The organism is Streptomyces sp. NPDC059895 (assembly GCF_042731035.1).
In the GTDB taxonomy this organism is placed as follows: Bacteria; Actinomycetota; Actinomycetes; order Streptomycetales; family Streptomycetaceae; genus Streptomyces.
Genome location: NZ_JBHWKO010000050.1, coordinates 17,295 through 33,185, shown reverse-complemented (window position 1 = coordinate 33,185; position 15,891 = coordinate 17,295). Strand labels below are relative to the sequence as shown.

26 protein-coding genes are annotated in these 15,891 nt (G+C 71.6%); 24 read left to right on the top strand and 2 right to left on the bottom strand.

Features of this window, described 5'->3' with window-relative positions; all coding sequences use genetic code 11:
* Positions 1-12 precede the first annotated feature (12 nt).
* From ACFV9M_RS35625 to ACFV9M_RS35605, 5 genes are all read left to right on the top strand, one after another.
* Positions 13-462, top strand: coding sequence for a conjugal transfer protein TraB (locus tag ACFV9M_RS35625; protein ID WP_385072888.1), 450 nt, complete (start codon positions 13-15; stop codon positions 460-462).
* A gap of 86 nt (positions 463-548) precedes the next feature.
* Entirely contained in the window at positions 549-2,840 is a 2,292-nt protein-coding gene (locus ACFV9M_RS35620) for a hypothetical protein (protein ID WP_385072891.1), read from the top strand.
* 40 nt (positions 2,841-2,880) lie between these two features.
* Positions 2,881-3,069, top strand: a complete 189-nt coding sequence (locus ACFV9M_RS35615) for a hypothetical protein (protein WP_385072894.1) — start codon at positions 2,881-2,883, stop codon at positions 3,067-3,069.
* A gap of 44 nt (positions 3,070-3,113) precedes the next feature.
* Positions 3,114-3,308: a hypothetical protein gene (locus ACFV9M_RS35610; protein ID WP_385072897.1), complete on the top strand. Its 195-nt coding sequence runs from the start codon at positions 3,114-3,116 to the stop codon at positions 3,306-3,308.
* A 93-nt stretch (positions 3,309-3,401) separates the two neighbouring features.
* The gene (locus tag ACFV9M_RS35605; RefSeq protein ID WP_385072900.1) at positions 3,402-3,899 is read left to right on the top strand and encodes a hypothetical protein; all 498 of its coding nucleotides are present in this window, start codon (positions 3,402-3,404) and stop codon (positions 3,897-3,899) included.
* Between the two features lie 79 nt (positions 3,900-3,978).
* On the opposite strand, the gene ACFV9M_RS35600 is transcribed toward ACFV9M_RS35605, so the two are convergent.
* Positions 3,979-4,197, bottom strand: a complete 219-nt coding sequence (locus ACFV9M_RS35600; protein WP_018569247.1) for a hypothetical protein — start codon at positions 4,195-4,197, stop codon at positions 3,979-3,981.
* Between the two features lie 90 nt (positions 4,198-4,287).
* On the opposite strand from ACFV9M_RS35600, the gene ACFV9M_RS35595 reads away from it, so the two are divergent.
* The 5 genes from ACFV9M_RS35595 to ACFV9M_RS35575 all read left to right on the top strand — a co-directional run bounded on the left by ACFV9M_RS35595 (position 4,288) and on the right by ACFV9M_RS35575 (position 8,262).
* Entirely contained in the window at positions 4,288-5,070 is a 783-nt protein-coding gene (locus tag ACFV9M_RS35595) for a hypothetical protein (RefSeq protein WP_385072903.1), read from the top strand.
* Positions 5,071-5,331: 261 nt separating this feature from the next.
* On the top strand, positions 5,332-5,793 hold the full coding sequence (locus ACFV9M_RS35590) for an RRQRL motif-containing zinc-binding protein (RefSeq protein ID WP_385072906.1): 462 nt from the start codon (positions 5,332-5,334) through the stop codon (positions 5,791-5,793).
* A 28-nt stretch (positions 5,794-5,821) separates the two neighbouring features.
* Positions 5,822-6,346, top strand: coding sequence for a hypothetical protein (locus ACFV9M_RS35585; protein ID WP_385072909.1), 525 nt, complete (start codon positions 5,822-5,824; stop codon positions 6,344-6,346).
* Between the two features lie 2 nt (positions 6,347-6,348).
* On the top strand, positions 6,349-6,633 hold the full coding sequence (locus tag ACFV9M_RS35580) for a hypothetical protein (RefSeq protein ID WP_385072912.1): 285 nt from the start codon (positions 6,349-6,351) through the stop codon (positions 6,631-6,633).
* A gap of 393 nt (positions 6,634-7,026) precedes the next feature.
* Positions 7,027-8,262, top strand: coding sequence for an IS110 family transposase (locus ACFV9M_RS35575; protein ID WP_385072915.1), 1,236 nt, complete (start codon positions 7,027-7,029; stop codon positions 8,260-8,262).
* Here the strand turns inward: ACFV9M_RS35575 and ACFV9M_RS35570 are convergent.
* The gene (locus ACFV9M_RS35570) at positions 8,259-8,651 is read right to left on the bottom strand and encodes a hypothetical protein (protein WP_385072917.1); all 393 of its coding nucleotides are present in this window, start codon (positions 8,649-8,651) and stop codon (positions 8,259-8,261) included. The two genes, ACFV9M_RS35575 and ACFV9M_RS35570, sit on opposite strands and share 4 nt — an antisense overlap.
* 267 nt (positions 8,652-8,918) lie before the next feature.
* On the opposite strand from ACFV9M_RS35570, the gene ACFV9M_RS35565 reads away from it, so the two are divergent.
* From ACFV9M_RS35565 to ACFV9M_RS35500, 14 genes are all read left to right on the top strand, one after another.
* A complete protein-coding gene (locus tag ACFV9M_RS35565; protein ID WP_385072920.1) occupies positions 8,919-9,503 on the top strand; it encodes a hypothetical protein in 585 nt (194 codons plus the stop codon).
* Complete coding sequence (locus ACFV9M_RS35560; protein WP_385072923.1) at positions 9,500-9,838, top strand: hypothetical protein; 339 nt, start codon at positions 9,500-9,502, stop codon at positions 9,836-9,838. The genes ACFV9M_RS35565 and ACFV9M_RS35560 overlap by 4 nt, the downstream gene beginning before the upstream one ends.
* 1 nt (position 9,839) lies before the next feature.
* Positions 9,840-10,007: a pRL2-8 gene (locus ACFV9M_RS35555; RefSeq protein ID WP_360428491.1), complete on the top strand. Its 168-nt coding sequence runs from the start codon at positions 9,840-9,842 to the stop codon at positions 10,005-10,007.
* A 94-nt stretch (positions 10,008-10,101) separates the two neighbouring features.
* Positions 10,102-11,067, top strand: coding sequence for an AAA family ATPase (locus tag ACFV9M_RS35550; protein WP_385072926.1), 966 nt, complete (start codon positions 10,102-10,104; stop codon positions 11,065-11,067).
* A gap of 94 nt (positions 11,068-11,161) precedes the next feature.
* The gene (locus ACFV9M_RS35545) at positions 11,162-11,467 is read left to right on the top strand and encodes a hypothetical protein (protein WP_385072929.1); all 306 of its coding nucleotides are present in this window, start codon (positions 11,162-11,164) and stop codon (positions 11,465-11,467) included.
* A 91-nt stretch (positions 11,468-11,558) separates the two neighbouring features.
* On the top strand, positions 11,559-12,236 hold the full coding sequence (locus ACFV9M_RS35540) for a GGDEF domain-containing protein (protein WP_385072932.1): 678 nt from the start codon (positions 11,559-11,561) through the stop codon (positions 12,234-12,236).
* Complete coding sequence (locus ACFV9M_RS35535) at positions 12,233-12,673, top strand: hypothetical protein (protein WP_385072934.1); 441 nt, start codon at positions 12,233-12,235, stop codon at positions 12,671-12,673. The genes ACFV9M_RS35540 and ACFV9M_RS35535 overlap by 4 nt, the downstream gene beginning before the upstream one ends.
* Complete coding sequence (locus ACFV9M_RS35530) at positions 12,670-12,948, top strand: hypothetical protein (RefSeq protein WP_385072937.1); 279 nt, start codon at positions 12,670-12,672, stop codon at positions 12,946-12,948. Before ACFV9M_RS35535 ends, ACFV9M_RS35530 begins: the two co-directional genes overlap by 4 nt.
* A 22-nt stretch (positions 12,949-12,970) precedes the next feature.
* On the top strand, positions 12,971-13,177 hold the full coding sequence (locus tag ACFV9M_RS35525; protein ID WP_385072939.1) for a hypothetical protein: 207 nt from the start codon (positions 12,971-12,973) through the stop codon (positions 13,175-13,177).
* Entirely contained in the window at positions 13,177-13,662 is a 486-nt protein-coding gene (locus ACFV9M_RS35520) for a hypothetical protein (RefSeq protein ID WP_385072942.1), read from the top strand. The genes ACFV9M_RS35525 and ACFV9M_RS35520 overlap by 1 nt, the downstream gene beginning before the upstream one ends.
* A complete protein-coding gene (locus ACFV9M_RS35515; protein WP_385072945.1) occupies positions 13,662-13,838 on the top strand; it encodes a hypothetical protein in 177 nt (58 codons plus the stop codon). Before ACFV9M_RS35520 ends, ACFV9M_RS35515 begins: the two co-directional genes overlap by 1 nt.
* A gap of 22 nt (positions 13,839-13,860) precedes the next feature.
* Positions 13,861-14,274 (top strand): NUDIX domain-containing protein, encoded by a 414-nt coding sequence (locus tag ACFV9M_RS35510; protein ID WP_385072947.1) that lies wholly within the window; start codon positions 13,861-13,863, stop codon positions 14,272-14,274.
* Positions 14,275-14,374: 100 nt separating this feature from the next.
* On the top strand, positions 14,375-14,890 hold the full coding sequence (locus ACFV9M_RS35505; protein WP_385072950.1) for a hypothetical protein: 516 nt from the start codon (positions 14,375-14,377) through the stop codon (positions 14,888-14,890).
* Positions 14,887-15,579: a hypothetical protein gene (locus ACFV9M_RS35500; RefSeq protein WP_385072952.1), complete on the top strand. Its 693-nt coding sequence runs from the start codon at positions 14,887-14,889 to the stop codon at positions 15,577-15,579. Before ACFV9M_RS35505 ends, ACFV9M_RS35500 begins: the two co-directional genes overlap by 4 nt.
* Positions 15,580-15,891 lie beyond the last annotated feature (312 nt).

The window sequence follows — 15,891 nt, the reverse complement described above, 5'->3', positions numbered from 1 at the left end:
GGAGATCAGCACGTGAGCGACAACCTCCCCGCCATCCCGGGCATGAACAACGGCGTCGCCAGCAGCACCGGCAACGCCAGCAGCGGCAACGGCTTCCTCGCCCTGGCCGGCCGCACCGCGAAACTCGCGGCCTCCGCCCTCTTCCTCAAGGAGGGCATGCACCTGCTCCGCTCCCACATGAAGGCCAACGCGAATGCGGCCAGTCGCCTGTCGGAGATGAACCACCAGGCCGAAGTCGAGCCCCAGTTCATCTCCATGATCGCGGACGTCTCCACCCACCTCAACGCGGTGGCGGAGGCGTCCGGCGAGATGGTGAACGCCGCCGACGCCGTCGACACCGACGCCCGCGGCTTCAACGGCGCGCACGAGCAGGAGTACCGCCCCGGCTACGAAGCCTCCAACGGCTCCGGAGTCCGGCAGGCCAAGCCCGGCTACTACCGGCGCTCCGGCCGCCGCAGCTGACCCACCCCCACCCCCGCAGCAGCCGGGGCCGCACCCGGACACCGGGCGCGGCCCCGGCTGCGCCCTGCCCCGAAACGGAGGCTGTGTTGAGCACCATCGACCAGGCGGCCCCGGCCGTCGACACCACCAAGGCAGTCCCGGGCCACGTCATCTACCGACGCGTCCTGGCCGAACGCACCTCCTACGCCCTCGCCGCGGCCGGTATGGCCGTCGGCCCGCAGCTGGACGACAGCGCTTGGTCCTACCTCGCCTCCGGCGGGATCGGACTGGGCACCCTGGCCTGGCTGTACGCGAAGACCAAGGACCCCGACCAGGGCCTGGGCGTGCTGACCCGGGCGCAGCGGGCGATCCCGTTCCTGACGGCCGCCGGCACCTACGTGGCGAACCTGATCACCCCGGGCTTCAACTGGTGGGAGGTCGTCGCCCCGGCCGCGTGGGCGGGCCTGATGGGATGGATGGCGCCGCTCACCCGCAGCGCCGGCCTAGTCCTGGAGCTCAGCGAGCAGCAGGCGCAGGCCGACCCCACCCGGGAGCTGACGTACACCGAGTTCCTCGCCGCGAAGTGGCAGCAGGCCACCGGCGACGGAACCCGCCTGGTGTCCATCACCCCGTTCCGCGCCGACCGGCCCGACTTCGAGGCCGTCGTCGTCGCCCAGGCCGGGAAGGCGGTGCCCACCTTCACCGACGTGCAGCTCGCCGCCGCGTTCGACTTCCCCGTTGGCACGGTCAAGCTGCGCCCGGTGCAGGGCTCCGGGCCCGGCCGGATGCGGCTGGTCGCCCGCCCCACTTCCGAGGACGTCGAAGCCGTCGCCGAAGGCATCCGCGGGCTGTGGGAGACCGCAGTCGCCGCCCCGGGCAAGGCCGCCCCCGGCGTCGACCTGATCGACTACCGGGCCGAACCGCACCGCATCGTGCTGCTGGTCGCCTCCCCGCCCGGCAAGGAGATCCACCTCCCGCACACCGCGATCTGCTCCGCCTTCGGCATCGACGACCCCTCCCGGCTGGTCATCGAGACCGACGGCATCCGCCAGGGCGTCGTCTCCATCTACAAGACGAACCCGCTGATGAAGGTCCGCAAGGCCACCGTCGAAGACCTCACGATGGACTCCAAGGGCCGCGTCACCATCGGCGTCTGCCACGACGGCAAGCCCGCCCGGATGCGGCTGTGGGATCCGAGCCAGGGCGCGCTGCGCGGCATCACCGCCGGCGTCACCGGCGCGGGCAAGTCCGTCCTGCAGAACCTGATCCTCGCCGCGGAGAAGCGCTCCGGCGTCGTCTCTTGGGTCGGCGACGTCCAGGGCGGCATGTCCCTCCCGGAGGCGGAGGGCAGGGTCGACTGGTTCGCCAAGGGCCCGGTGGAGACGCTCCTGATGCTCACGGCCGCGCACGCGGTCATGAAGTACCGCGAGCGGATCTCCAACGAGATGGGACGCGGCGACTTCGCCCTCGGGCGGCCCTGGCCGCTCATCAACATCACGCTGGACGAGATCAACCGGCTGCTGTCCCACCCGGACGAAGCGATGCGCAAGGCCACCGCCTACCTCATCGCCGACATCCAGAAGACCGGCCGCAAGGTCGGCATCGGCATCCGGCTCGCCGTCCAGTCCCTGCACCTCAAGGACCTCGGGGACGACGACGCGATCCGCCAGCAGGGCAAGGTCGGCGCGCTGTTCCTCATGCGCACCGCCTCCTCCTCCACCAAGGAGATGGGCCTGGACGGCATCGCCCCGGCCGGTTTCCAGATGGAGAACATCCCCGCCCGGATCTACGAGAACGGGCAGATCGAAGCGCTGTTCTCCGGCGCCGACGACGAGGACGGCGAGTCCACGGCCGGGATGGCGTACATGTTCCTCGACGGGCGCGCCAAGTTCATGCGCACGTTCTTCGCGGAGAAGGTCGACGGCGTCTACCCCGACCTGATCGCCCTGTACGGCGACGAACCCGCCAACGGGCTCACCGAGGGCGAGGCCCGTGCCGCGCAGGCCGGGGCCGCGATCTACGGCGTGCGGCACACCAACCCGTACGCCGACTGCGACACCCTCGCCCAGGCGTTCGCCGGCACCGACGACAGCGCCCCGTCGGCCGGCACCCAGGCCCCGGACGCCGACGCTGACAGCGACGGCGGGGAGCCCGCGGCGCCCTTCTCGGGCCCGTTCGGCGACATCCCGTTCGGCCTCGCCAACGACCCCGGCGAGGAGCCCGGCCTCCAGGACCAGATCCTCGATCTGCTCGCCGACGGCCCCGTGAGCCTCAAGGACCTGCGGGCCGCGCTACCCAGCTTTCAGCCCTCCAGCGTCAGCAACGCCTGCTCCCAGCTCAAGGCGAAGGGCCTGGCCAAGACCGTCAAGCGCGGCGTCTGGCAGCTCGCCGACAACTGACCCGCACCCACCACCCACTCACCGAAGGAAACCGATACCCATGGCCCTGTCGATCTCCCTGGTCGTCCTGCTCGGCATCATCGTCTTCGTCCTCGTGCGCACCGGCTACCAGCGGATCATGCCGGGCATCGCGGTCTGCCTGTTCGGCTTCTTCCTCGCCAGCACCGGCATCGCCCCCACCATCACCGGCGCCGTGTCCTCGCTCACCGGCTGGATCAGCAGCTTCTGACCAGCACCGCCCGACCCCGCCGAACCGAGAAGGAGAACACGACGATGAACCGCCCCCTGGTCCTGGTGGTCGACGACGCCGCCGCCGTCCTCGCGGCCAGCCCCGAGGCCCGCGCGCTCGTCACCGAGCTGCTGCGCACCGGCCGCCGCGACGGCCTGGTGGTCCGCTCCGAGGACCGCCGGCCGCTGACGCAGTACCCGACGGCCGCCGCGCTCGAGGCCGCCGCCGACCAGCAGTAGCCCCGCCCGCTCCCCCGCTCCCCCGCCCCTGCGCCCTCCCCGCCGACCCGGCGGGGAGGGCGCCCCGCGTCTGCCTCTGAAACGGAGATCACCGTGGACTTCGACCACATCACCCGCCCGCTCACCGACGCCGAAGCCAAGGCCGAAGCCGAGCGGATCATCACGCGGTCCTTCCAGACCGAGACGCCGCCCGTGCGGCAGTTCCCGACGTCGTTCCGCGACAACACCAAGGTCCCGGCGTACGGCGACACCCCGCCCGTCCATCAGGACGACAAGCGGATCGTGCCCGCGTGGGCGGCCGGGATCGCGGTCGCCTCCATCGGCGTCGGCGCCGGCATCACCGGCATCGGCTGCGGGGCCTGGCTCGTGCTCCAGGGCCTGTCCTCCGTCACGCTCTACGGCGTCCTCATGGTCACCCTGCCGTTCGCGGGCGTCGCCATGGTCGCCACCGCGATCGGCGGCGCGATCAACAAGGCCCGCAGCGCCGTCACGAACAACGTGTACGAGGCGCCCGTCGTGCAGAACACGCAGATCAACAACACCAGCAACCAGCGCGGGATGTTCTCCCGCACCCGCAACGACGTCCGCTGACCTCCGGGCGCCCTGCCTCGTATCCGACTCGCCCGCAGGCCGGGCTTCGGGTGCGGGACAGGCCGTCCGGCCTGGCGGATCAGTCGTAGTCGATCCAGATCCGGCCGTCGCCGTCGACCTCGGCACCCCGGATCTGACCGCCGACGATCGCCCCGTTGATCGTCACCTCGACGTCGTAGTCCACGTCGATCCACAGCACACCGTCGTCGTCGGTGAACGCGGGCCAGATCGTCCCGTCCGTGTCCACGACCTCTTCGAAGACGACTTCCTCCGGCTCATCGCGGGTGAACCACCCCATCGCAGCCGCCTCCCCTCTCCGGTCCTGTCGCACACAGCTTGTCCCACTCGCACGCTCCGTGAACACCACATCGACACCTTGGAGTTGACCGTGCCGTCCAACGACAACACCCCCCGCCCCGACCGCCAGGAGCTCACCTACCTCCCCGTGCCGTTCCCGAAGGCGCCGCCCAAGGAGCCGCGCCTCGCCGCGCTGCGCGAGCGGCTGCGCGAGGGGTGGAACCGGGCCTGGGACGTCGACGGCGTCCTCTACGAGATGTGGCAGGACGTCCTTCGCGCCCCCGAGGACGGCCCGCGGCACATGGCCCCCTGGATCCGCGCCGTGCTGATGGTCGCCGGGGTGTCCTTCGTCGTGCTGATGGCCAAGGCCGCCGGCGCAGTCGTCCTGGACGCGCTGCACCAGATCCTCACCGCCGTGCCCAAGGTGCAGGTCGGCGTCGACACCTCCAGCGGAGTCGCCGCCGTCGTCGACCAGCCGGTGCGCACGTACATCGCGCAGCACTCCGCCGGCCTCGCCGTCGAAGGCTCCACCGTCTACACGCTGTGGCTGCTCACCGGCATCGTCGGCCTGGTCCTCGGCTACCTCTCCCGGAACAACGGCGTGCGGGCGATGTGGACGGCGTGGGGCGCGGCCACCGTGTTCATGGTCTGGACGACCACCCCGGAAGCCGGACGCACCGTCGCGGCCGGGCTCGCCGTCCTCGCCTGGACGTTCCTTTCCGCGTTCGCGATGCGCGGCCTGACCCTGCGCCGCCGCGTCGTCGCCGGGCGCCCCGCGAAGGTCACCGTCAAGCCCGAGATCCACGTCCCCGTCCAGCCCCCGGCCCCGGCCGCCGAACAGCACCCGCACACCGGCTGCCCCTTCCGGGACTGACCTCCGGTCGCTCCGCCTGGTCCTCGCCCACCCCGCTCGGGTGGGCGAGGGCCGGACAGGCCGACCGGCCGCCTCGCCCCGCGCCCCGCCGACACCAGCACGACGTCGACGGGGCGCGGCGCGTGCTGTCCACCGACATCAGGAGGACCCGCTCGTGCTCATCCCCCGCCCGCGCCGCCGGATCGGCCGGCCCCGCCCGCAGCGTCCCGGCCCCCGCTACCCGCACCGCCCCCACCAGCTCCCCGGCGCCTGGAGCCGGTGATGCCCCGCCCCCGGAAGAAGCGCCGCCGCGAGATCAAGCGCGTGCCGCGCAGCACCGCGACGCTGGAGGAGTTCGACCGGCGCGCTTGTCCCGAGGGCCTGGTCACCCGGCGGCAGTTACGCGAACTCGGACTGAGCCCCGGCGGACACGGACCGGTCGCGGTGCTGCGCTGCAAGGGCTGCTCGTACCGGCCCGACCAGGCGTGCATCCATCCCACCCGGGCCTGGCTCTACAGCGTGGCGCTCGCCCGCCCGAAGCGCACGCCGACGCTCGCGCAGGAAGAGGCGCTGGACCGGGCGATGGCCGCGAGGTCCACGTGCCCGGAGTGCGGGCGCCGGTACTACTTCTGCCTCCCGCTGCGCACCCAGGGGTGCTGCGACCCCTGCGCCCGCGGCTACGAGCCCAGCCCGGACACCTACCTCGCTTCCACGGCCCCGGTGACCCACCGGCTCGCCGCCTGAACAACGAACCCCGTCAAGGAGAGTCACCGTGCCACTGTTCACCCGCACCGCCCCCGCGCCCGAGACCTGGACGCCGGAGGGCACGGTCGTCTCCCAGCGCTACAGGGCGCTGGAGGGCGCGACCGTCCTCGTCTTCACCGCCGACAACGGCCAGGGCACCTCCCGCTACGCCGCCGCGTGCCTGGGCTGCACCTACCGCTCGGACCGCAACGCCCGCGGGAACGTGATGACCGAGCCGGAGGCCGCGCAGGACGCCAACGCGCACGCCACGGAGTGCCGTGCGGTCCCGCGCGGTGTGCCCGACCGGCCCGACGACGCCGAGGCCGCCAAGCTGATCCGCACCCGGCTGTGGGCCCGCCGCTACGGCAGCGCCCCGCACCAGGTGCGGCTGTCCGACTTCACCGGGCTGCGCGTTGACCTCCAGCGCCCCAACACCTGGATCAAGGACCTGTTGAGCGACGTCGCGCAGGCCGATCCCGGCTTCCTCACCGCGATGTCCTCCAGCTCCGGGCAGGGCGTCCGCTTCACCGTCCAGCCCTTCACCCGGCCCTGACGGTGCGCGTCCGAACCGCCGTCCTGGTCGCGGCCGCCGTGCCCGTCATGGTCGCCGCGGCCGCCGCCGTCCTCGAGGCCGGCCGCTGGCGGCTGTACGCCGACCGGCACCGCATCGAGCTCCAGCCCCGGCCCCGCCGCTCCTGCCCCGACTGCCGGGGCGCGGGCGGCTGGTGGGTCGACGGCGCCAACCCGGAGATGGAGGCGTGCGGCTGCTGGGCGACCCGGCGCGAACTGCGGATCCGGTTCCAGCCCGTCGCGGCCTGGCCGGACGAACCGCCGTTCTAATAGGTCGTTGGTGAGCCCAAACACGGCAGTGCAAGGGCCCCGATGCGAGATGGAAGCCTGCCGCCGTTCTGGGACTTTGATCCCTGTGTTCAGACCGGCTCTGCCTCGCCCACGCTCTGCCGGGCGGAGACCTTCGGTAGTTCCGGGACCTTGATCTCTCGTCAAAGACCGGTCTCGCCCGGCAGGGACACGGATCCAGGTTTCATGTCCTCAGCCCGCCGACAGGGGCCACCTCTCAGCAGTTCGCGAGCCATGAGCTCTGCAGCAGACCGAGGTCCCTGTCGGTTGCTGGAGACACGAACGGCTCATGAGATGGCGTGCCTCGAGCACTTCTATTAGAGCGCCGCGTGCTCCGCACGGGTCCGACCTGCAGATTCATACGGAGGCACAAGGTTGAACAAGATCTTCTGCGGCATTGACTGGGCGGAGGGGCACCACGACATAGCCCTGGTCGACCAGGCCGGAACCCAGGTTGCGAAGCTAAGGATCAGCGACGACAGCGCTGGCTTTCACGCACTGATGGAACTTCTGACCCAGCATGGTGACAGCGCAGCAGATCCGGTGCCGGTCGCCATCGAAACGCCTCGCGGGCTTCTCGTCGCCGCCTTGCGGGCCACCGGCCGCCAGATCTACGCAATCAATCCATTGGCCGCGGCACGATATCGCGACCGTGCCAGCGTGTCCCGAGCCAAGTCCGACGCAGCAGACGCCCGAGTCCTGGCCAACATCCTGCGGACCGATCGGCACGCCCACCGGCCCCTGCCCGACGACAGCGAGACCGTGCAGGCCGTAGCCGTCCTGGCCCGCGCTCACCAGGACGCCATCTGGGACCGGCAACAAATGATCAACCGGCTCCGGTCACACCTACGCGAGTACTATCCAGCCGCCCTCACCGCCTTCCACGGTGCTGGCAAACCCGGACTCGACTCTCCACGCGCTCGCGTGATCCTGACCGCCGCACCCACACCGGCCGACGCCGCCAAGCTCACCCGCAGCCAGCTGCGCGCGTTGCTCAAGCGCGGTGAACGTCCACGTTGTGGGATCGAAGCCGAGGTCGAGCGACTTCGGACAATCTTCCGCACGGACTCCCTCCAGCAGCTGCCGCAGGTCGAGCGTGCTCTGGGACAGCAAGCAGTGGCACTCATCCGACAGGTCGACGCCGCTTGCGTCAGCGTGGCCCAGTTGGCAGTAGCGACGGAAGAGACATTCCTCGTGCACCGGGATGCCGAGATCATCACCAGTTTCCCGGGACTCTCAGTTCTTTCTGGAGCACGCGTCCTCGCAGAGATCGGAGACGACCGCGAACGCTTCACGGACGCCAGAGCCATGAAGGCATACGCCGGCGCGGCTCCCGTCACACGAGCCTCCGGCCGCAGCCACGTGGTTGTGGCCCGGACCGTCAAGAACCAGCGACTGGCCTCTGCCGGACACATGTGGGCCTTCGCAGCCCTCCGTACGCAGGCTCCACGCGCCCACTATGACCGACGGCGTGCTGGTGGAGAACGCCATACCGCAGCTCTCCGGAACCTGTTCAACAAGCTACTCGGCTGCCTCTACCACTGCTTGCAGAACCGCATGACCTACGACCCTGAACGGGCCTTCGCTGCCCCCGTCGGGCTCGCCGCCTAGAGCTTCGGGCCCACGAAGATGTCGACTGCGACCGCGGTCCAGCCGGGCTCGTTCACTGAAACACGGACTTGCCGCCTACCAGCTTCACCGATGAGGCTCACGAAGCGCGTCACACCCATGACATCACCGATGACCAGCCGTCCGTCAGCCAACGACATCGGCCTCTCGAAGACAGTCGTGAAGGAGGGATCAGGCCCCAGCCCCTCGTCGACGGGCTCGGTGAAGAGTCGGACCTTGATGAGTTGCACCTGAGCCTGAACCCGGACCACCACATGGGTGTCGCATCCGACCGCGGCCTCGCTTCCCAGCTCCAACGCCGGCAGCCAGTCGGTCGACCCCAATGCTAGAACCGGGTGATTCACCAGAAACTCAACGCCAGCGACCTGCATGTTCGGTCCTCTCCGGTGTCCGCCCTACGACGCGCGGCGATGATATCGGGCGGCTACGACATGTCATCCCACTTGCCTCCGACCACCGGGGCCGGACGTTACGCCAGCACCCACCGAGTTGACCTCCAGCGACATGAGATGTCTGAACGACCTCCGCCCCGGCCACGCAGGCCGGGGCGGAGCCCGCTCACGGGGTCGGCCGCAGCATCGGCAAGAGGCCGGCCGCCCCACTCCCTCACCCGCATTCGAGATCAGGAGAACCCCAGCATGCACCGTCCGTCCCTCACCACCGAGCGCCTGGCCCTCTTCGGCACCCTGCTGGCCACCTTCGGTGAACTGCACCCCGCCTGTGACCACTGGGTCCAGGGATCGAAGACGGCTTCGCGGAAGCGGCTCTACGGCAAGGACCTGGTCCACGCCGACGGCTCCCCCGCCGCGCCGGACTCCACCCGCCCGACCATGACCACCAGCGCCCTCGGCAGGCGGGCGGTGGCCTGCCACGTCGCCTCGTACACCGCCGTACAGCTCGCCGCGACCGTCGGCATCACCCGCGCCTTCGGCTACCGCGTCACGCCGACCGCGCTGCTCGCCGGCGCGGCCATCAACGCCGGAACGCACGCCGCGATCGACCGCGGAGCCCTTCTGCTGTGGCTGGCGAAGAAGACCAAGAAGACCGGCTACATCGAGCACTGCCAGGCGGTCCGCCTCGACGACGAAGGCGCGGTCACCAAGGAGATCACCGGGCCGGGCAGCGCGTGGATGGAGCTGGACGCGGCGCTCCACCGCGCGATCGGCATCGGCGCCGCCGCCGTCACCACCTGGCTCACCACCCGCCCCGGCGGCCGCCGGTGAGCCGCACCCGCCTGGAGCGCGTCCGCGCCGCGGTCGGCATCGCCTCGCTGGCTCTCCAGCAGATCGAGGACGACCTCAGCGCCGACGACGTCGACCAGGAGCAGCTCGCCGCGATCCTGCGCGAGCTCATCGAGGACACCGACCCGCCCGGCGGGTTCATGGCGGCCGTCGCGCAGCTGCTCACCGTCGCCGCGCGCCGTGCCGAGCAGGTCGAACCCGACCGCGACGGCGACGCCTCCTGCCCGCTGCACGAGGCCGCCGCCCTGATCACGGACAACGCTGGGCAGCGCCTCATCTGGGCTGCCCGCGCCCTTCACCCGCAGGGAGCGAGCTGAGATGGCGAGCGCGAAGGCCACGAACCCGCCCAAGGGGCAGTGCACGCAGTGCTGGTTCCACGCGTACGCCAGCCGCGAGGCCCACGCCGGGCTCGGTCCGCGTCAGGACTGCCCCCAGTGCGTGGACCACATGAAGAACGGCCACCCCGACCACATGATCGTCCGCTGACCGCGCTGCGCGAAGCCCCCGCCCTGCTCATCGCCCACGCCGGGCAGCGCACCCTCTGGGCTGCCCGGCGCCCTCACCCGCAAGGAGATCTCGCATGACCGAGCTGATCTGCTACCCGCCGATTCCCGAGCACAGCCTGGTGATCCTCATCGGCCCGTCCGGCGCCGGGAAGTCCACGATCGCGCGCACCTGGCCCGCCTCACAGGTCCTGTCCCTGGACGCGCTGCGCGAGGTCGTCAGCGACGACGCGGGCGACCAGGACGCGACCGGCGACGCGGTCGCCGCCATGCACCTGCTCCTGGAGGCGAGGATGCGCCGCCGGCTGTTCACCGTCGTCGACGCGACCAACGTCACCAGGTCCGCCCGGGAGCCGCTGCTCGCCGCCGCCAAGCGGCACGACATGCTGCCCATCGCGGTCATGGTCACCACGCCCGGCAGCGTCTGCATCGAGCGACAGGGCCCGCGGCCGGCCAACCGCACGGTGCCAGAGGACGTGGTCGTCAAGCAGCACCAGGCCATGGTCGCTTCGCACCGGACCCTCAAGGCCGAAGGGTTCCCCGAGGTCGTCTTCTCCGACAGCCTCTACCGGCTGCTGCCGTTCCTGGAGCGCCTGAGCGGGATCCGGCAGGCCGACCTCGGACTGGACGGCAGCGAGGGCCTCGGTGAGCTGAACCTCGTACGCCGCATGTTCGGCGACGAGATCCTGCCGTTGTGGCAGTGGAAGCCCGGCTCGAACGTCGCCGGCGGCGACCGCGTCGCGGAGATCCGCCTCGGTCAGCAGTACCTCACCCTCGCCCTGCGCACCGACGTCGACGGCGAGGGCGACGTCGGGTTCGACGTGATGGTGCCGTGCCCGCACGACGACGAGTGCACCGGCTACGCCTGGGTGCCCGCCTACAGCGTCACCTGCCTGTTCCGCGCGCTGAACGGCGACCTGGCCGACGACGAGGACATCGTCTGCACCGTCCACGGCCCGAACAACGACGACGACGACCAGGACGACGACGTCGACGGCCGCGCCGACCTCGAAGAGCAGGCCCTCGAAGCGATCCGCAGCTGACGGACCTCCGTGCCGCCCCGACCCCGGCCCACCGCCGGGGCCGGGGCGGTCGCGGTGGCCCCTCACACCGCGATCACGAGAGGAGATGGACGTCATGACCCAGCCCCCGAACTACGAGGTCGACGTCCCTATACGGAGCACCGAGACGCCCGGCCTGGAAGGCGTGCACGTCTTCACCGGCTGGGCGGACAGCCGCAGCGCCGCCGTGAAGGCCGCGCACGAGGTCTACGACGCGGCGCGGGCCGCGGCGGAGGCCGGACACGAGATTCCCCACGGAGGTTCGGGCGGCTGGTCGGCCTGCGGATACCGGCCCGGCTGGGAGCTCGACTGGCCCGCCGCGACGGCCGGCCCCTGGAACGACCCCTACAGCTGGCTCAACTCCAGCCCCTTCGAGATGTAGCTCTGCCCCGGGACAGCCGCTCTGCTTGACCGGCTTCGACGGCTGCCCCGGGCCCACCCAACCCGTACGAGACGAGAGGGAGATCCTCAGTATGGACTCCGTCCTGCACACGACGGGCCGGTTTGGCCCGCGCACCCTCCTGATCACCGCCGCCGCCGTGCCGCTGACCGGCTGGGCCGTCCACGCGACGGTGCTGCTCAAGCAGATCGCCGCCAAGGAGAAGGACCCCCTGACGGGCCTTCTGCGCCGCGACACCTACACCGCCCGCGCCCGCCGGCTCCTGGCCCGCCACGGCGACGACACGGTGCTGGTCATGGTCGACGCCGACCACTTCAAGCAGATCAACGACACGATGGGCCACCCGGCCGGGGACGCCGTCCTCGCAGCGTTCGGGGCCCGGCTCACCGCGTGGGCGGGACCGCGCGCGTCCGTCGGCCGCCTCGGTGGCGATGAGTTCGCCGTGGTCCTGGCGCTGCCCGCCGACCGCCGTGCGCAGCGCCTGGAGCAGCTGGTGCGGATGCTTCACACCCCGGTCGTCCTGGACGACGGCCGCACCGTCTCCGTCGCCGCCTCGGTCGGCGCCGCGGCCCCGGCTGCGGTCGGCTCGCGCGACCTGACCGTGTTGCAGAGGGCCGCCGACGCCGCTCTCTACGACGGCAAGCACTCCGGCCGCGCGGTCCTCGCGACGGCGCAGCACCGCACGGTGCCGTCCATCAACGGACGCCGGGCCGGGCGCCCGGGCACGGCGGTGTGGGGGCGGGCCGCATGAGCGCCGTGACACTGCCCGAGGGCGACTGGATCCGCGGCATCAGCATCCGGCAGCCGTACGCGGCCTGCATCCTCGCCGGGGACAAGACGGTGGAGAACCGTCCCGTCCGGTGGCGGACCGGCTGGGTGCTGCTGCACACCAGCCAGACCGTCGACCGGCCCGCCCTGCGCGTCCCGCTGATCGGCCGCACGATCCGCGACCGCCAGCTGGTCACCGGCGCGGTCGTCGGCGTCGCCCGGATCACCGACTGCCACCAGGACCTCAAGGGCGCGCCGCTCTGCTCGCCGTGGGCGCACCCCGGGGCCTGGCACCTCGTGCTCGCCGACGTCCAGGAGCTCCCCCTGCCCGTTCCCGCGCGCGGACAGGTCGTGCCGTGGAAGCCGACGCCGGACCTGCTGGAGCGCGTGTTCCAGCAGCTGCCCGGCTTCCGGCCGTGACCACCCGGAGCAAGAAGAAGCCGCCGTTCGAGCCGGGCCTGGTCCCGGCTCCCGGCGCGCTTCTGGAATGGCGCGACAGCCAGCATTTCGACCACTGGCAGGACCGCCCCTGCGTGCTGTGCGACAAGCCCACGCCGATGCGCTCCCACTCCGGGGAGCCCGTCCACAAGGCGTGCGCGGAGGACTGGATCGCCGCGAACCCCGTTGAGGCCCGCCTCGGCAGGTTCGCCTCCGACACCCAGCCCAAGAGCACCAAGCGCGCCACTCACGCCTGAACCCCTCCCACCGGAGGCCCCCATGAGCAGCACCGACCGCGACGTCGACCACGCGCTCGCCTACCCCGAACCGCCGGCCTCTCCGCTGTGGCACCGCCACGGCGACGCGAAGGCCCGGCCCCTCACCCCCGCTGAGCAGAAGCGCAACTGCGAGCTCCTGGTGCTCGCGCAGCGCACCCCCCGACCCCGCTCCCCTCGCACCACCGAGCCCCTGGCGGAGGCCAGCTGATGGACACCAAGCACTGCGCCGTCGACGGCTGGGTCGACGCGATCCCCGTTCCCGGCCGCAGCTCGGACACGGCCACCTTCGACCTGATCGTCCGGCCCGCCGACATCGACACCCTCGCCGACGACGCGCCCGACACGGTCGTCTCCTGCACCAGCGGCGACCCCCGGATCACCCACGCGCTGCTCACCGGCATACAGCCCGGCGACCTGCTGCGCGTCACCGGCACCCTGGTCCCGCCGCAGACGCCCGGCGAGGCCGCCCACTTCACCGTCGACGCCCTGGAGGTCCTGGACACCGCGCTCATCCCGACCCTGAGCGACATGGTCCTCGACCGGTACGCCCACTACGTCGTCGTCTTCGACGGAGAGCGCGACCAGGTCCCCGTCTTCACCGCGAGCGGCCGGTGGGTCGGCCTGGCCGACAACCCCGACGCCATCGCCACCCTCATCGACACCGACCAGCGCGTGAACGGCGGTGACGCCTGATGGCCACCACCGCGCCCGCCCGCACCGTCCTGGAGAGGTTCCCCGCCGGCCACCCCCGCGGCTCCTGGCCCGCCGACGAATACGCCGCCGCCCAGCGCGATCAGGGCCTCGACGCCCACGTCGTGATGGACCTGCGCACCGACCAGTTCCTCGTGGTCACCGACACCACCCACTGATCCACTTCACCGAGAGGTACACATGACCGAGAGCGAGACCACCCGCTACACCGCCGACGTGGTCGCCCTGACGCCCGACGGCAATGTCCTGCTGATCGAGCGCGACTGGCCGCCGTTCGAGGGCGCCTGGGCGTTGCCGGGTGGCCACCAAGACGAGGGGGAGTCCAGCCGCCAGGCCGCCGCTCGGGAGCTCCTGGAGGAGACGGGGGTGCCCGTCGACCCCGACCAGCTGCGCGCGATCGGCACCTGGGACCAGCCGGGCCGCGATCCGCGGGGCAGGTACAGCACCGACGCCTACCTCGCGGCCGTTCCCGCCGGCACTCCGATCGTCGCCGGGGACGACGCCCGCACCGCCCGCTGGTGGCCCCTGGACGCCCTGCCGGAACGACTCGCGTTCGACCACGCCGACATCCTCCGCGCGGCCACGGCCTCCTGAGCCACCGCCACGCGACACCAAGCGCCGCGCCCCGACCGGAAGGCCGGGCGCGGCGCTCCCCTGTTCTCTCCCCTCACCAGCACACCAGAGGAGCCCCCGCGTGTTAGCCACCCTGATCACCGCCGCCCTCGCGATCGTCGCCACCCTGCTGGGCGCGATCGTCTCCGGCCGCTTCCAGGAGCGCGCCGCCGAACGGCAAGTGCGCGTCAGCCACGGCGAGGCGATCCGACGCGACCGGCTGGAGGCCGTCACCGCGCTCGCCTGCGCCGCCAGCGACCACCGCACGGCGATGTGGAGGCGCGGCGACGCGATCCTCAAGGGCGCCAGCCCCGAGCGGATCGAAGCCCTGCGCAGTGAGAGCCACCTGACCCGCAGCGCGGTCACCCGCCCGCTGGTCGCGCTCCGCGTCCTCTTCGAGGACCAGGCCGTGCGCGCCGCCGCCGACCGCATGATCACGCTCACGTACGCGATGCGGGATGCGTACGCCACCACCGAGGACCTGACCGCCGCCCGCGAGGCCGCGAAGGACGCCCACGACGACTTCGTCAACGCCGCCGCCCACTACCTGCGCCCGGCGAGCACCCACCCCACCTCCGAGCAGGAGCCCACCCGATGAAGCGCCTCTCCTTCCGCCGGTGCGGGACCGCGCCCGGCGCCCTCTCCCCCGAGGACCAGGCCGTCGTCGACCAGTTCCGCGCGATGCTCACCGCCGTACGCAACCCGCAGCCCTGGATGCCCGGCACCGCGCAGGACATCGCTGTACGGGTCGGCCCGTTCGTGGAACGCGCGCACACCCGGCCCGGCGACGACCACGGCCCCGACGTCATCGCCGTCGCCCTGGTCCACCCCAACACCCCGTACGCCGCGGCCTACCTCCACAGCCGCCAGCTCCGCTACACCGAACGCGGCTGGCTCCGCTGCCCGACCAACGCGATCCTCGGCTTCTGGCAGCCCGGCTACACGATGCTCACCCACGCTGCCGCGAACCTCCCCCTCCCCGACGATGTCGGCATGGAGCCCGCGTACTACGCCCTCTACATCGAGGCCCGCAAACGCGACGACAGCCTCGACGGCTTCACCCTGCTGCGCCTCGGTCCGTACACCCAGACCCAGCACGCCCAACAGGACTACGACGACCGGCTCACCGCCGCCCTGGACGGACGGGAGACCACCCTCGTGCCCGGCTACCGCGTCAGCGTGCGGTTCGGGCCGTTCGACGTCAGCGGCCACCAGCTGTTCGCTGACCCTTACGAGGCCGACGCCGCCGCGCTCCTGGACGCCGCCGTCGCCAGGGTCAGCGCATGACCATCCCGACCCTGGCAGCTTGAAGACGAAGGCCCGGCTCCCCCGCAATCAGCTGCGGAGGAGCCGGGCCTTCTTGCGTTTCAGGGCCAAGAACGGGGTGAGGCCCAACCGCCGGCGGTTGGGCCTCTGAGGTTTTCTGACTGACCAGGCTCCACCCCGCAGGGTGATGCGCAGCCAGGATGCTGTCCGTCGGGACGGGCAGGCTCCCCGTTCTCAGGGAAGCACCTCGAACCTGACCCTGTTGTCCCATGACCAGGAGGGTCAGCGCAAGCCAACCCGCCCTATGCGGCGGGGTGTTCGAATTGCCTGGTC

What these genes read in the sequence shown, in the direction of transcription:
- ACFV9M_RS35515 (WP_385072945.1), top strand. Translation starts at nt 13,662, where the DNA reads ATGGCCACCACCGCGCCCGCCCGCACCGTCCTGGAGAGGTTCCCCGCC.
- ACFV9M_RS35500 (WP_385072952.1), top strand. Translation starts at nt 14,887, where the DNA reads ATGAAGCGCCTCTCCTTCCGCCGGTGCGGGACCGCGCCCGGCGCCCTC.
- ACFV9M_RS35570 (WP_385072917.1), bottom strand. Translation starts at nt 8,651, where the DNA reads ATGCAGGTCGCTGGCGTTGAGTTTCTGGTGAATCACCCGGTTCTAGCA.
- ACFV9M_RS35540 (WP_385072932.1), top strand. Translation starts at nt 11,559, where the DNA reads ATGGACTCCGTCCTGCACACGACGGGCCGGTTTGGCCCGCGCACCCTC.
- ACFV9M_RS35520 (WP_385072942.1), top strand. Translation starts at nt 13,177, where the DNA reads ATGGACACCAAGCACTGCGCCGTCGACGGCTGGGTCGACGCGATCCCC.
- ACFV9M_RS35615 (WP_385072894.1), top strand. Translation starts at nt 2,881, where the DNA reads ATGGCCCTGTCGATCTCCCTGGTCGTCCTGCTCGGCATCATCGTCTTC.
- ACFV9M_RS35535 (WP_385072934.1), top strand. Translation starts at nt 12,233, where the DNA reads ATGAGCGCCGTGACACTGCCCGAGGGCGACTGGATCCGCGGCATCAGC.
- ACFV9M_RS35550 (WP_385072926.1), top strand. Translation starts at nt 10,102, where the DNA reads ATGACCGAGCTGATCTGCTACCCGCCGATTCCCGAGCACAGCCTGGTG.
- ACFV9M_RS35555 (WP_360428491.1), top strand. Translation starts at nt 9,840, where the DNA reads ATGGCGAGCGCGAAGGCCACGAACCCGCCCAAGGGGCAGTGCACGCAG.
- ACFV9M_RS35545 (WP_385072929.1), top strand. Translation starts at nt 11,162, where the DNA reads ATGACCCAGCCCCCGAACTACGAGGTCGACGTCCCTATACGGAGCACC.
- ACFV9M_RS35600 (WP_018569247.1), bottom strand. Translation starts at nt 4,197, where the DNA reads ATGGGGTGGTTCACCCGCGATGAGCCGGAGGAAGTCGTCTTCGAAGAG.
- ACFV9M_RS35565 (WP_385072920.1), top strand. Translation starts at nt 8,919, where the DNA reads ATGCACCGTCCGTCCCTCACCACCGAGCGCCTGGCCCTCTTCGGCACC.
- ACFV9M_RS35590 (WP_385072906.1), top strand. Translation starts at nt 5,332, where the DNA reads ATGCCCCGCCCCCGGAAGAAGCGCCGCCGCGAGATCAAGCGCGTGCCG.
- ACFV9M_RS35610 (WP_385072897.1), top strand. Translation starts at nt 3,114, where the DNA reads ATGAACCGCCCCCTGGTCCTGGTGGTCGACGACGCCGCCGCCGTCCTC.
- ACFV9M_RS35510 (WP_385072947.1), top strand. Translation starts at nt 13,861, where the DNA reads ATGACCGAGAGCGAGACCACCCGCTACACCGCCGACGTGGTCGCCCTG.
- ACFV9M_RS35525 (WP_385072939.1), top strand. Translation starts at nt 12,971, where the DNA reads ATGAGCAGCACCGACCGCGACGTCGACCACGCGCTCGCCTACCCCGAA.